At 52.6% G+C, this 13,193-nt stretch carries 8 protein-coding genes; 7 read left to right on the top strand and 1 reads right to left on the bottom strand.

Annotation, left to right across the window (positions count from 1 at the left end; genetic code table 11):
• Nucleotides 1-3: 3 nt before the first annotated feature.
• Complete coding sequence (locus JQN73_RS08490) at nucleotides 4-798, bottom strand: transporter substrate-binding domain-containing protein (protein WP_370551334.1); 795 nt, start codon at nucleotides 796-798, stop codon at nucleotides 4-6.
• Between the two features lie 369 nt (nucleotides 799-1,167).
• Here JQN73_RS08490 and gabD point away from each other — a divergent pair, with 369 nt between their 5' ends.
• From gabD to JQN73_RS08455, 7 genes are all read left to right on the top strand, one after another.
• Nucleotides 1,168-2,622: an NADP-dependent succinate-semialdehyde dehydrogenase gene (gabD, locus tag JQN73_RS08485; RefSeq protein WP_205322633.1), complete on the top strand. Its 1,455-nt coding sequence runs from the start codon at nucleotides 1,168-1,170 to the stop codon at nucleotides 2,620-2,622.
• Nucleotides 2,623-2,904: 282 nt separating this feature from the next.
• Entirely contained in the window at nucleotides 2,905-4,071 is a 1,167-nt protein-coding gene (locus tag JQN73_RS08480) for an MFS transporter (RefSeq protein WP_205323268.1), read from the top strand.
• Nucleotides 4,072-4,300: 229 nt separating this feature from the next.
• Nucleotides 4,301-5,440, top strand: coding sequence for a phytoene/squalene synthase family protein (locus JQN73_RS08475; protein WP_205322632.1), 1,140 nt, complete (start codon nucleotides 4,301-4,303; stop codon nucleotides 5,438-5,440).
• 88 nt (nucleotides 5,441-5,528) lie between these two features.
• Nucleotides 5,529-6,920 carry an NAD(P)/FAD-dependent oxidoreductase gene (locus JQN73_RS08470; RefSeq protein WP_205322631.1) on the top strand — a complete coding sequence of 464 codons (1,392 nt, stop codon included), beginning with the start codon at nucleotides 5,529-5,531 and terminating at the stop codon, nucleotides 6,918-6,920.
• A 19-nt stretch (nucleotides 6,921-6,939) separates the two neighbouring features.
• Nucleotides 6,940-8,952: a prenyltransferase/squalene oxidase repeat-containing protein gene (locus JQN73_RS08465; RefSeq protein ID WP_205322630.1), complete on the top strand. Its 2,013-nt coding sequence runs from the start codon at nucleotides 6,940-6,942 to the stop codon at nucleotides 8,950-8,952.
• A gap of 93 nt (nucleotides 8,953-9,045) precedes the next feature.
• A complete protein-coding gene (hemE, locus tag JQN73_RS08460; protein WP_205322629.1) occupies nucleotides 9,046-10,122 on the top strand; it encodes a uroporphyrinogen decarboxylase in 1,077 nt (358 codons plus the stop codon).
• A 1,003-nt stretch (nucleotides 10,123-11,125) separates the two neighbouring features.
• Nucleotides 11,126-13,165, top strand: a complete 2,040-nt coding sequence (locus tag JQN73_RS08455; protein ID WP_205322628.1) for a primosomal protein N' — start codon at nucleotides 11,126-11,128, stop codon at nucleotides 13,163-13,165.
• Nucleotides 13,166-13,193: the final 28 nt, after the last annotated feature.

Raw genomic sequence — 13,193 nt, 5'->3', positions numbered from 1 at the left:
AATTTATTTTAGCCAATGATTTGTTATCGCATCGTATTCACCGGTGGCCTTCAATTGATGCATCCAGGTGTCCACGAACTCCTTGAAGGGCACGTCCCCACGCGGTAGCATGAAGGCTTTTTCGGCGAACTGAAGCGGTTTCTCCGGATTGATTGCACATAGTTCAGGATGCAATTTTGACTGCCATAGCGTTTCGCTGGCATCGGTGACCATGAGGTCGGCTTTTCCTGCGACGATCTGGTCAAAAATAGTCACGTTGTCGGGATACGCAATTAACTGGGCTTGCTTGAAGTGCGTCTTCGCGAAGCGTTCGTTGGTCCCCCCGGGATTGACGATAGCGCGGGTGCCAGAAACGTCAATTGCAGCGAGTGATTGAAATTTGGCGACATCACCGCAGCGTGCGATGGCCGATTTGCCGTCCACCATGTGAGAGACAGAAAACGAGACTTTCTTCTGGCGGTCAAACGTAACGGACACGCCGCCCATCGCGATATCGCATTTTTCCAAAAAGTCGTTAGTCAGGGTTGACCACGTGGTCTTGACGAACTGTGCCTGAACACCGATGGTCTTGGCTAATGATTGTGCCAGATCAACATCGATGCCTTCAAAGCTTTGGTCGGCTTTGTAAAACGTGAATGGTTTGTAGTCGCCAGTCATGCAGACACGCAGTTTGCCTGTCTGCAAAATTTGATCGAGACGGGATGATGCGGTTTCTGGTCCCGCCCATACGAATGAGGACAACGCGAGGCTGGCACCGGTAGTTAGGGTCGCGAATGCATAAAAAAGCGTTTTTTTCACAAAATCTCCAAAGTGTTTAATTTTTGTTTTGCGCTTATTTGCCGAACAAGTTGCGAAATAAGCCGGGAGGCAAAGCTGGCTTCAAACCAACCAAATTTCTGTTTATATTTTAGCGCGATGCGTGCTGACAGTATTACATTTTGTGCATGACACGCATCACGCCGTATAGCGATACGACAAAGCACGCCTCATCAAATAAGCTATATAAATAAGCTATATGAACAAGCTATATGAACAAGCTATGAAGAAAACGGGCTGGTCAGACTCTTTACCTTATGTCGTGGTACCGTTATTCTTTTGCGCTGTTGCTATCGTGATGGTTAATTTTGCGGCCGACAACGCGTCGGCATTTCCTGACAGGAGTTCATTATGTTGCAATTGAAAGACCCTACTTTATTTCGCCAGCAAGGTTATATCAACGGAATCTGGTCCGATGCGGATAACGGAGAGACATTCCCCGTCACCAACCCCGCCAACGGCGAGACGATCGGCACCGTGCCGATGATGGGGGCGGCTGAAACCAGACGTGCGATTGTGGCCGCGAACGATGCCTGGAAGGCATGGCGGAGCAAAACGGCCAAAGAGCGCAGCGTTGTTCTACGTAAATGGAACGATCTAATGCTGGCCAACGCCGATGATCTGGCCTTAATCATGACCACCGAACAAGGCAAACCGCTGGCCGAAGCCAAGGGTGAAATCACGTACGCTGCCTCGTTCATCGAATGGTTTGCCGAGGAAGGCAAACGTGCCGGTGGCGATACCATCCCGTCGACCTCGCCCAACAATCGCATCGTCGTGATCAAAGAGCCAATTGGCGTCTGCGCCGCGATTACGCCATGGAATTTTCCCGCGGCGATGATTACGCGCAAAGTCGGCCCGGCCCTTGCGGCAGGCTGTCCGATGGTGCTAAAGCCGGCAGAGTCGACCCCATTCTCGGCACTGGCGCTGGCCGTATTGGCCGAACGTGCCGGTGTTCCTGCAGGAATATTTAGCGTTGTCACTGGCGCTGCCCGTGTCATCGGTGCAGAAATGACCAGTAACCCGATTGTGCGTAAGCTGACGTTCACCGGATCGACCGGCGTGGGCCGTCTGTTGATGGAGCAATGTGCACCTACCATCAAAAAGCTCTCGCTGGAATTGGGCGGGAATGCCCCGTTCATCGTCTTTGATGACGCCGACCTGGACGCCGCCGTCGAAGGGGCCATGGCGTCCAAATATCGGAATGCCGGGCAAACCTGCGTCTGTGCCAACCGTCTATACGTGCAGGCTGGCGTGTACGACGCGTTTGCCCAAAAACTGGTGGCTGCCGTGGCGAAACTGAAGGTCGGCGACGGCCAGCAAGAGGGCGTCACGCAGGGACCGCTGATTGATCAAAAAGCGGTGCAAAAAGTCGAGCAGCACATCGCCGATGCATTAAGCAAAGGCGCGCGCATCCTCGCGGGCGGCAAGCGTCATGCGTTGGGACATAGTTTTTTTGAGCCGACGATTTTGGCCGATGTCACTTCCGATATGGTGGTGGCGCGTGAAGAAACCTTTGGCCCGATGGCACCGTTGTTCCGCTTTACAACCGACGACGAAGTCGTCGCAATGGCCAACGATACAGAATTCGGACTGGCGAGCTATTTTTATTCACGCGATATCGGGCGTATCTGGCGCGTGGCAGAAGCGTTGGAGAGCGGGATCGTCGGTATTAACACGGGCCTGATTTCTACTGAAGTCGCGCCATTTGGCGGCGTGAAGCAATCCGGTCTGGGCCGCGAAGGGTCCAAATATGGAATTGAAGATTATCAGGTGATTAAATATCTATGCATGGGCGGCATATAACTTTATAAAAGTTACCGCCGTCAGAACAGCAGGCTGAAATAACGCAAACCATAGGAAACAGGACCGATTTTTCGGTCCTGTTTTTTTGCCGGATTTTAGCGATTACGGAATAGCATCCGGTCGGCGCGTGACCGGTTCTTCCTGTGCTCAGCAGAAAACATTTCGCATTGTTATAATCGCGTCTTGCACTGTTTTCCTACTGTGCCTCTGGTGGTCGTGATGGTTGTTTCCGGTTGCGTTACTCACTATTGTTGACCCCGTTTCCAGATTGATCCTCACATGATGTCCTTGCCTTTATTTGCCCTGGCCGTTGCCGCTTTTGGTATCGGTACCACTGAGTTCGTCATCATGGGCTTGTTGCCTAATGTGGCGCAGGATCTGGGAGTGTCGATTCCGGCCGCCGGGATGCTGGTCACGGGCTACGCGCTTGGCGTTACCATTGGCGCGCCCATTATCGCCATTGTTACCGCTAACATGCCGCGTCGTACCGCGTTGTTAAGTCTCATGGGATTGTTCATCGTCGGTAATATATTGTGCGCACTGTCACCTAATTACACGGTGCTAATGGTGGCGCGGGTGGTCACAGCGTTTTGTCATGGCGCCTTTTTCGGCATCGGCTCCGTCGTGGCGGCCGGTTTGGTAGCGCCGAATCGGCGGGCGCAGGCGATTGCCTTAATGTTTGCGGGGCTGACTCTGGCAAACGTATTGGGTGTGCCTTTCGGTACTGCTTTGGGCCAGCTACTGGGCTGGCGGTCGACGTTCTGGGCGGTAACGGTCATTGGTGTGTTAGCCGTCATGGCGCTGGCGGCCTGGCTCCCAAAACAGATCGTGATGCAAAAAAGTAGTTTGCTCCAGGAGTTTCGTGTCCTCGCTGACCGTCAGGTCCTGATGGTACTGGCCATCAGCGCGCTGGCTTCGGCTAGTTTATTTTCAGTGTTTACGTACATCACGCCAATCTTAGAAGACGTTACCGGCTTAACCCCGCATGCGGTAACGCTGGTGTTACTGATCTTCGGCGTCGGCCTGACTGTCGGCAGTGCGCTTGGCGGAAAACTGGCAGATTGGCGGCTATTACCGTCGCTTATTGCCTTTTTAGTAGCGCTAGCCGTTGTGCTGACGGTGTTTTCGGTCACCATGCATACGCCGGTTGCCGCAGTTGCGACGATTTTTGTGTGGGGTGTACTGGCATTTGCTATCGTGCCACCGTTGCAGGTTTTGGTCGTAGATCGCGCTATCGAAGCGCCGAATCTGGCTGCCACCTTGAATCAGGGCGCCTTCAATCTTGGCAACGCAACAGGGGCCTGGTTTGGGGGCCTTGCGATTGGAGCCGGTTTTCAATTAACTGTTTTGCCGTTCGTTGGCGTATTGATGGTCCTTCTGGCGCTGGGTCTGACCATTTGGTCGGCGTCTATGGGACGAAGCAGCTTAGCGTTAACTGCGGGTGATTAACCAGCGCAAATAGACGTTTTCCGCTGTCTTTCTTTACCTCGCTGCACGCAAGTATTCTTTAATAAATATTTCCACAGAGAACTAAAACGCGTTAAGCTTATCCAAAATGAGAACCTGATTATTGGATCGACCATCAGGTTAAGCCCGGTTTTGGGGCAATAATGTGGAAGCGTTATTCAACCTTCCGCGCTTACCATCTCCCAGCCAACAATATAATGGAGAGTGCGGAATGGGCGAATGTGCCGACGATTGCGTCTCGTTGCAAAGCAAAGCAGCAGCTTTTCAAGCTGAAATCCTGCTCAAGGTATCAAGAACGTTTGCACTAACCATTCCACAATTGCCTCCGGATTTATGCCGTGCCGTGTCAAATGCGTACTTGTTATGCCGCATTGCCGATACCATCGAAGACGAGCCGGCGCTCACAGTTGCGCAAAAATACCATTACGAAGCAGCCTTTGTCGACGTCGTGACCGGTCAGCGCGATGCAGGTGCATTCGCAAATGAAGTGGCACCTTTGCTTTCCGCGCAAACGCTGGACGCCGAGCGCGACCTGCTAAAGCAACTGCCGCTTGTACTTCACATTACGGCTACCTTGAGACCGGCCCAACGAGCTGCGATAGTACGGTGCTTAAAGGTAATGTCACGCGGTATGGTCGAGTTTCAACGGAATGCCAGCCTGAACGGGCTCGCTACCCTGCACGATCTCGATTGTTACTGCTATTGCGTGGCGGGCGTGGTGGGAGAAATGTTGACTGCTTTGATCATCGATTTCGCGCCAGACATGGTATCTCAGCGCAAACTGATGTTACCGATGTCCGTATCGTTCGGTCACGGACTCCAGATTACCAATATTCTCAAGGATCAGTGGGAGGATCGTGAGCGCGACATCTGCTGGTTACCGCAGGATATGTTGGCGGCCCAAGGAGTGCATCCGGCAACCCTGAGTCCCGGTGGACAAAGTGCGAACTACGCCATGGTTATGACCGAATTGATCGGGATCGCCCATGCGCATCTTTGCCAGGCGCTGGAATTTGCGCTACAGATTCCCGCGAAACATGCCGGCATTCGTCGCTTCATACTCTGGGCTACCGGTTTAGCGCTATTGACGTTGCGAAATCTGCACGAGAGACCTCACTTTTCCTACGGTACGGAGGTGAAGGTTTCGCGTAAAGAAGTGGCTCGCATCATTAAATTTACGACGCTTTTCGAAAAAAATGATCTTGGTTTGCGCCGCCTGTTTGCTGTCGCCACGCGTAAGCTTCCCTTTACCCCGTTAACCGCAGAGTGGTGCGCGCCATATCGTCCTGCTTTTCCATGGCCAAAAAGAGCCATTCCTTACCTGAGCGATATCGGTCAATGTGAAGGTTGATGGGACCAAAGAGCAAATTCCGTAAACTGCGCCCGGGAATCGTGATTGAGCGCACAAACTTAGCCGACTGAGTGAACGAGAGCGCCTCATGAATGCTGTCAATAATCATGCGATTGTTATCGGAGGCGGCTTCGCGGGATTGACTGTCGCGCGTGTGCTGGCTGACCATTTCACCCATGTAACAGTCCTTGAGCGTGATTTTTTTGACGGTGAGGCGCGTGGCAATAAGGGAGCGCCACAGGCGCATCACGCGCATGGTTTGACTAACAAGGGAGCGCGGGCACTGGAAGGGCTTTTCCCTGGTTTAAGGGCAGAGCTGGCTCTAGCAGGCTCGCCTGTTTTTGATCATGGGGAAGGCGTCAGTACCTGGCTACCATGCGGACCGATACCGACGTCAACATCAGGGATCGACATACAAGCGTTTACGAGGCATCTGCTAGATTCATGCCTGCGTCGTCGGGCGCTTGAAATATCTGGTGTAAATATATGCGATGGACTTGAGGTCACAGGGCTTCAAATGGATTCCACGGGGCGCCAGGTGGTGGGTGTTCTTCAGCGGGGGCGTACCAGATTTTCGGCGATAAGCCATGAACAGTCCAGGCTTATGCGAGCGGATTTTGTGGTCGACGCCTCTGGTCGGTTTTCTGCGATGCCCGCATGGCTCGTGGAAATTGGCTTCCCTGCTGTTCAAGAGAGTGTGGTGGATCCAAAAATTACTTATTCGAGTTGTACATTTAAAGGACCACCGAAGACATGGCGCGCGCTTTATCAATGGGCTGATCCACCCGACTCGCCACGTGGAGCTTATGCTTTATATACCGAGTCGCATGAATGGCTGATCACTTTGTACGGCGCTGCAGGCGATATGCCTCCGACCCGGGAAGCGGGTTACCGCGCATTTTCTGCAAGCCTGCGCAATCCCGTTCTAGACCAGTTGTTGGCAGAATCGGCAATGACTTCGGCCATTCATCGCTACGTGCGGACCGAAAACCGTTTGCGGGCTTTTCACCTTATGCCAGCGTGGCCGGACGGGCTGGTTGTTTTGGGAGATGCGTTCTGTGCCTTCAATCCCAAATACGGGCAGGGCCTGACGTTAGCGGTATTGGAAGCGATCAAGTTAGGTGAACTTCTCAGCCAACACGGTAATGCAACCATGCGTCCTGGCCTCGCAAAAAAATTCCAAAAGCATCTATCAACATTGGTCGTCTGGCCATGGCGGCTGGCCACCGGTGAGGATTTGCTATGGGAGGCAAAGATCCGGGGCGAAAAAGGTCCATTGCTGGCGCGCTCGTTCCATTGGTATAAAGCGCTGCTTTATCATGCGGTGGTGAAGGACGAAAAGCTGTACGGGGTTTTCCTAAGCGTTTTTCATATGATGCGTATGCCTGCCTATCTATTTCGCCCTTTCGTCATCTTGCGGATCGCTGCGGTATGTTTGCTCGCGTCCGCATTTATTAAACGCCGCAGCACCAAGTACTAGTTAGCCACCGGCGCATCCCATGTTAAACAAATTGAAATGCGGCCTGAAATCCGCTGTCGATTATCTGATCAGCGTGCAAAGTCCGGCAGGCGAATGGGAGGGAGAGGTTTATTGGTGCCCCGTGCCGACGGCACAAGTAGTTTTTACCTACATCATTATCGGCCGACCCATACCCTTGGAAGAGGTAGATGCAATACTGCATCATTTTAAAGAAACGCAGCGATCTGACGGTGGATGGGGTTTGCATCCTGAGTCCCCGTCTTATCGCTACGTTACGACACTGGTCTACGTGGCAGCGCGTTTGCTTGGTATGTCTGCTGATGTTGTTATGTTGCAGCGCGCTCGTAGCTGGTTGACCGTCAACTCCGGGGGAGTTGATAGCGTGCCTACCTTCGGCAAGGTCTGGTTGGCGATGTTGGGGTTGTATGATTGGCAATTTGTAAATGTGTATGGACTTGAATTCTTTCTAGTCCCTCAATGGATCTTTTTCTCACCGGAGCGGTTTTCTCATGTTTCTCGCTCTATATTCCGTAGCCTTGCTTATCTGAAAAGCATACGATTAAAACATGATTTAGGTTTATTGGGACAGCAACTTAAGCATGAGCTGTACGGGTCTGCGACCACGGCAGCAGATGTTCGCCAACGCCATCGGGGACGCCATACCATTGCGGAAACCGACGTGTTTTGCGCACCCGGTCGCGGATCTCGTATGGTCTATGATCTGTTCCGCTGGGGTGAGACATTACGGGCGCATGTTCCCGGTGCGGAAAAATTGCGCGAGAAGTGTCGGAGGCTTTGTCTGGAGCGGATTCGCGTCGAACAACGTTGCAGCGAATTCCAAGGGGTAGCGATATTAAGCAGTCTGCCAAATATTTTGATCATGTGGCAGGCAAATGACGCAGACCCTGAGATGCATCGCAGTATCGAGGCCCTTTCATCCTACCGTTGGAATGATGCTAGCGAAGGCGCCCGATATGCGCTAGTGCGCTCGGTGACATGGGATACCGCGTTCACGCTCCAGGCGCTTGCGAGAGCCTTCGCGACTGCTGATGTTGCACCGACATCGTTACGCGCTGGCTATCAGCGTCTTCTCGACATGCAGGCAAATGAAGAACTGACTGCGGATGCGCGTGCCGCGCGCGATATAAATCTGGGGGGGTGGTGTTTTGGTGACGAAACAAACGGATGGACTGCTTCCGATTGCACTGCAGAGTCGATCATTGCGTTACTCGACTGCCATCGCATCCCTAATCTTGTTTTCCAGGATAATCTTATCTCCAAAGTGAGACTAAGGACCGCGATTGATTTCCTTCTAAGCAGGCAAAATATAGATGGCGGCTTTGGTAGCTTTGAACGCCGGCGCGGATGGAAAATCCTGGCTAACATTAATCCGTCTGAAATATACGGCCCATGCCTCTATGAGGCGTCTTACATCGAATGCAGTGCGTCCGCATTACGTGCCCTGTGCGCTTGCGCTACGCATCACCCTGATATCGCGGCTGAAACCGTTGCTACGGCCATAGCCAGCACAACCGAATTTCTATTGAGACAACAACGACCGGACGGGACCTGGTTCGCTAGTTGGGGAGTCAATTTGATTTATGCGGCCTGGCTTGCGGTTGAAGCATTGCGAGCAGCTCAGATACCTGGCGGACATCCGGGACTACGGCTAACGGCGCAATGGCTCAGGTCGATCCAACGCTCCGATGGCGGTTGGGGCGAGCATTTTAGTGGGTGCCATACCGGTTCCTATGTGCCACATACCAATAGTCTGGTGAGTAGTACCGCCTGGGCCAGCCTGGCTCTGATGGCATTCGAAGCGCAGCCGTCAGAGGCGACAGAGCGTGGTATCGAGTGGCTATTAGCACATCAGAATACCGATGGTAGCTGGCGGCGTGACGCGGTGAATGGTGTGTTTTTACTCACTTCAATGCTGGACTATCGACTGTACAACGCCTATTTTCCTATTCTGGCATTAAGCAGAGCGGCTGCCATCTCAGCCCGCGATGACAACAAACCTAAACGTGTATAACCTAAAAAACGACTTAGAAACTCCAGCATCAATGCCGCAGGTTCTCATTAGAATGAGATAATGCCGCATCCCAAAAGCTTCAGGTTGCCTTCGATGCCTCAATTTGCTCCTCTAAAAAACGATACGTTCCTTCGGGCCTTGTTACGCCAACCAACAGACTACACGCCGTTGTGGTTGATGCGTCAGGCTGGTCGCTATTTGCCCGAATACCGTGCGACGCGCGCGCGCGCCGGGTCTTTCCTCGGCCTGGCGAAGAACCCGGACTATGCGACCGAAGTCACAATGCAGCCCTTGGACCGATTTCCGCTAGATGCTGCGATCCTTTTTTCGGATATTTTGACTGTTCCGGATGCGATGGGTCTGGGCCTGTTCTTTGCCGATGGCGAAGGGCCAAAGTTCGCACGTCCGCTACGCGACGAAAAAGCGATCATGGCATTGTCGGCACCAGAGTTAGGCAGCCTCGATTACGTTTTTAATGCCGTGACGCAAATCCGGACCGAATTAAACGGCAAGGTCCCTCTGATCGGGTTTTCCGGCAGCCCCTGGACGCTTGCTTGCTATATGGTGGAGGGCGGTGGTTCGGACGATTTTCGCACGGTTAAAACGATGCTATACAACCGTCCCGACCTGATGCACCACATACTGGGTATTAACGCCGCTGCAGTCGCAACGTATTTAAATGCACAAATCGATGCCGGCGCACAAGCTGTGATGATTTTTGATACGTGGGGTGGCGCGCTGGCAGACGGTGCTTACCAGGAGTTTTCGTTAAATTATATGCGCCAGGTCATGCGTCAGCTAAAGCGGGAAAAGGACGGCGTGCCGATTCCGGCAATCGTCTTTACCAAGGGCGGCGGTTTATGGCTTGAGCAAATCGCCGATATTGGTGCGGACGCGGTAGGACTCGACTGGACGGTGAATTTGGCTGAAGCGCGCACGCGCGTGGGTGACAAAGTGGCGCTTCAAGGCAATCTTGATCCAGTCGTGCTGTTCGCTAACCCGGAACAAATTCGTGCTGAAGTCGGCCGTCTGTTGTCGGTTTATGGCCCCCCGACTGCCGGGCACGGGCATGTGTTCAATCTCGGTCACGGAATTTCCCAGTTCACGCCGCCTGAATCGGTCGCAGTGATGGTCGAAGCGGTTCACGAGCTGAGCCGCAAGATGCGCTGACCGATGTGGTCAATCTCCTCGAATCCCATGAATCCCCACAGACGATAATCGGTTGCCTGCCTGTCCGAAAAACGGTCATCTTCTCAAGAAACGTGGAGATTGCGATTGATCTGAGTTTTGGACGTGGTTCGTTCTGGGGAGGGGCGGCGATCTTGGCCTCCGCTTTGGGTTTCACTACCGCTAATCCTTGTTGTCCCGACTTGGAATCCCACCCCGTTGCTCCACCTCGGTGTTCCGCCTTGGTGCTCCATCTTGGTGCTCCACCTTAGTGCTTTTATCGGTAAAAACGGTCCGCCTTATCACAAATTTCGTATCGTATTGCATTAGTTATGCACATTAATTTTTTGTTGCAATGCAGTAATTTTTCATAACGAAATTCCAAAATTGTTACATTTCGAAATTTGTAAGTCATTGAATTATAAGTATTTTTTTTCGGCAATTACTTTGGGCTATTTGTGCGAAATGGCTTGAGATAAGGCGTCAGGGCCTTTTATTGAAGGGTTACCCACAAAGTTATCCACAGGCGGTGCACGGAATTAAAAAAGTGCTTATGAAACCGGTACTTATCCCATTTCTTCATGTTTTGGATGAGGTAAATACTCAGGATTCAAAAAAGTGATGAGCATTCGAGATAATTGCAAGCGTTGTAATTTTTTTAGCGACGGGATAACGATATGCGTTATTTTTGCTTGCAATATTTCTTCAGTTCTGTTCGTTTTTGGGGCGAAAAAATAAACTTGTGCACAAAATGGCGAATCGGTTTAACCATCAAAAAAAAATAAAAAAATATTTTTACCGATTTTTGTGTTTTGTAAGTCTTTGATTTGTAAGGGAATATTTAATGCACCCAGTTTGGGCATTTCATTGAGTGCCGCCTACGCAGTGCGTCTGCAGCTGTCAAGTCGATGTTATCCACAAAGTTATCCACAGAAGCTGTGGATAGATTCAAAAGCGCTTATGAAACCGGCAGTTAGCTTCTTTCCTCAGGATTTACATTAACTTCGTGGAACAATGCATTCTTCAGGTGGTCGTTGACACCCCCCTTGACAGTAGTTTTGACTATCGTTGGCAGCCTGCCGACGATACCGATCTGTGTCCGCAAGTAGGGCAGCTCGTGCAACTTTCTTTCGGTCGGCGGGAGGTAGTCGGAATGGTCGTGGGGACCACAGCGTGTAGTCAGGTTCCGGCGGAAAAATTAAAAGATGTGCAGGCGGTACGATCCCAGCTGCCGCCATTGTCATCGCAATGGCTGGCCTTATGCAGGTTCGCGGCGGACTATTATCAACGGCCTTTGGGAGAGGTCGCGCTGCCGGGTTTACCGAAAAATTTGCGGACCTTGACGACCGTTGCGCTCGATCGTGGCTTGAAGAAACTGCAACAGGCCGATGACGGACATGACGCTACGCCAGCTGATGTCCCGCCGTTGAACGCCGCGCAACAATGCGCAGCCGATGCGATCGCCAACGCGCAAGGATTTGCGCCTACGTTGTTGTATGGAGTCACAGGCAGCGGCAAAACGGAAGTGTATTTACAGGCGGCTGAAAAAATACTCGCCCATAATAGTGGTGAGAGTAACCCCGCGCAGATTTTGATTCTGGTACCCGAAATTAATTTGACGCCGCAGCTGGAGGGCAATATTCGCGCGCGTTTCCCCGGCGTCATGGTGGCAACTTTGCATAGCGGTCTCGCGGAAGGTGAGCGCATGCGTCATTGGCTTGCTGTGCATCTGGGGCAGGCGCGGATTGTCCTCGGAACCCGACTGGCAGTGTTGGCGTCCATACCGCATTTGCGCCTTATTGTCATCGATGAGGAGCATGATCCATCCTACAAACAGCAAGAAGGTCTGCGTTATTCTGCGCGTGATCTCGCTGTGTGGCGCGCACGCCAGTTAAACATTCCTATCGTTCTTGGTTCCGCCACGCCGTCCCTCGAAAGCTGGCACCATGCCCAGACGGGGCGCTATCGCAAGCTGGAATTGCGCGAGCGGGCGGTTAAAAATGCTGTGTTACCAGCGGTCAAGTTGGTCAATATGGAACACGACAAGCCAATTGAAGGGCTAACTTCCTCGCTCATCAGCGCAGTAAAGCTTCGCCTGCAACGCGGCGAGCAATCGTTGTTATTCCTTAACCGGCGCGGTTATGCCCCGGTTATTGCTTGTGACGCCTGTGGCTGGGTCAGTAACTGCACCCGTTGTACCGCATTCATGGTGTTGCATAAGCCCGAACATCGACTGCGCTGCCATCATTGCAGCCTGGAAATGCGCATTCCAAAATCCTGTCCGACTTGCGGCAATGTTGATCTCCAACCGTTGGGTCGCGGAACCCAGCGCCTGGAAGAGGGCCTGCAGGCGATGTTTCCCGAAGCCCGGGTATTGCGGATCGATGCGGACTCAACGCGTCGTAAAGGCAGCGCTCAGGCTGCGTTTGATAGCGTGCATCGAGGGGAAGTCGATATATTGATCGGCACGCAAATGGTTGCCAAGGGCCATGATTTCAAAAATCTGACGCTGGTCGGAATTCTCAATCCCGATACAGCGCTGTTTTCGCATGACTATCGCGCCAGCGAGCGACTGTTTGCGCAACTGATGCAGGTCGCGGGACGTGCTGGCCGGGCCGCGCAAAAAGACGGCGGCAGCGTGAGCGAGGTGCTGATTCAGACGCGCTATCCGCAGCATCCTTTGTATTCTGCTGTGATCGCACATGATTATGATCATTTTGCCAGCGCGCTGCTGGCCGAACGTCAGCAAGCCCACCTGCCACCGTACATATATCAGGCACTGTTGCGCGCCGAAGCAACGGAATTGGAAACTGCGATCGCATTCTTGCAAGAGGCAGCGACCTGCCTCGAACATGGTGGTATTACGATGAATGATCCGATTCCGATGACCATGACGCGGGTGGCCAACGTGGACCGAGCACAGCTTCTGATTGAATGCCCGTCGCGACCCGGATTACAAGCTTTCCTTACCGATTGGATCGTCATCCTGCGCACCATCAAGACGCGCGCCAAATGGTCACTGGAAGTTGATCCCGTCGATATTTGATGTATCAGTCAACCCACCAGAAATCTTC

This window comes from Glaciimonas sp. PAMC28666 (genome assembly GCF_016917355.1).
Classification (GTDB): Bacteria; Pseudomonadota; Gammaproteobacteria; order Burkholderiales; family Burkholderiaceae_D; genus Glaciimonas.
The sequence above is the reverse complement of the archived record's forward strand: the minus strand, read 5'-3'. Positions and strand labels throughout refer to the sequence as shown.

Excerpts from the sequence above, each read along its gene's own strand:
- JQN73_RS08465 (WP_205322630.1), top strand. The coding sequence starts at position 6,940 with ATGTTAAACAAATTGAAATGCGGCCTGAAATCCGCTGTCGATTATCTG.
- hemE (WP_205322629.1), top strand. The coding sequence starts at position 9,046 with ATGCCTCAATTTGCTCCTCTAAAAAACGATACGTTCCTTCGGGCCTTG.
- JQN73_RS08470 (WP_205322631.1), top strand. The coding sequence starts at position 5,529 with ATGAATGCTGTCAATAATCATGCGATTGTTATCGGAGGCGGCTTCGCG.
- JQN73_RS08475 (WP_205322632.1), top strand. The coding sequence starts at position 4,301 with ATGGGCGAATGTGCCGACGATTGCGTCTCGTTGCAAAGCAAAGCAGCA.
- JQN73_RS08480 (WP_205323268.1), top strand. The coding sequence starts at position 2,905 with ATGTCCTTGCCTTTATTTGCCCTGGCCGTTGCCGCTTTTGGTATCGGT.
- gabD (WP_205322633.1), top strand. The coding sequence starts at position 1,168 with ATGTTGCAATTGAAAGACCCTACTTTATTTCGCCAGCAAGGTTATATC.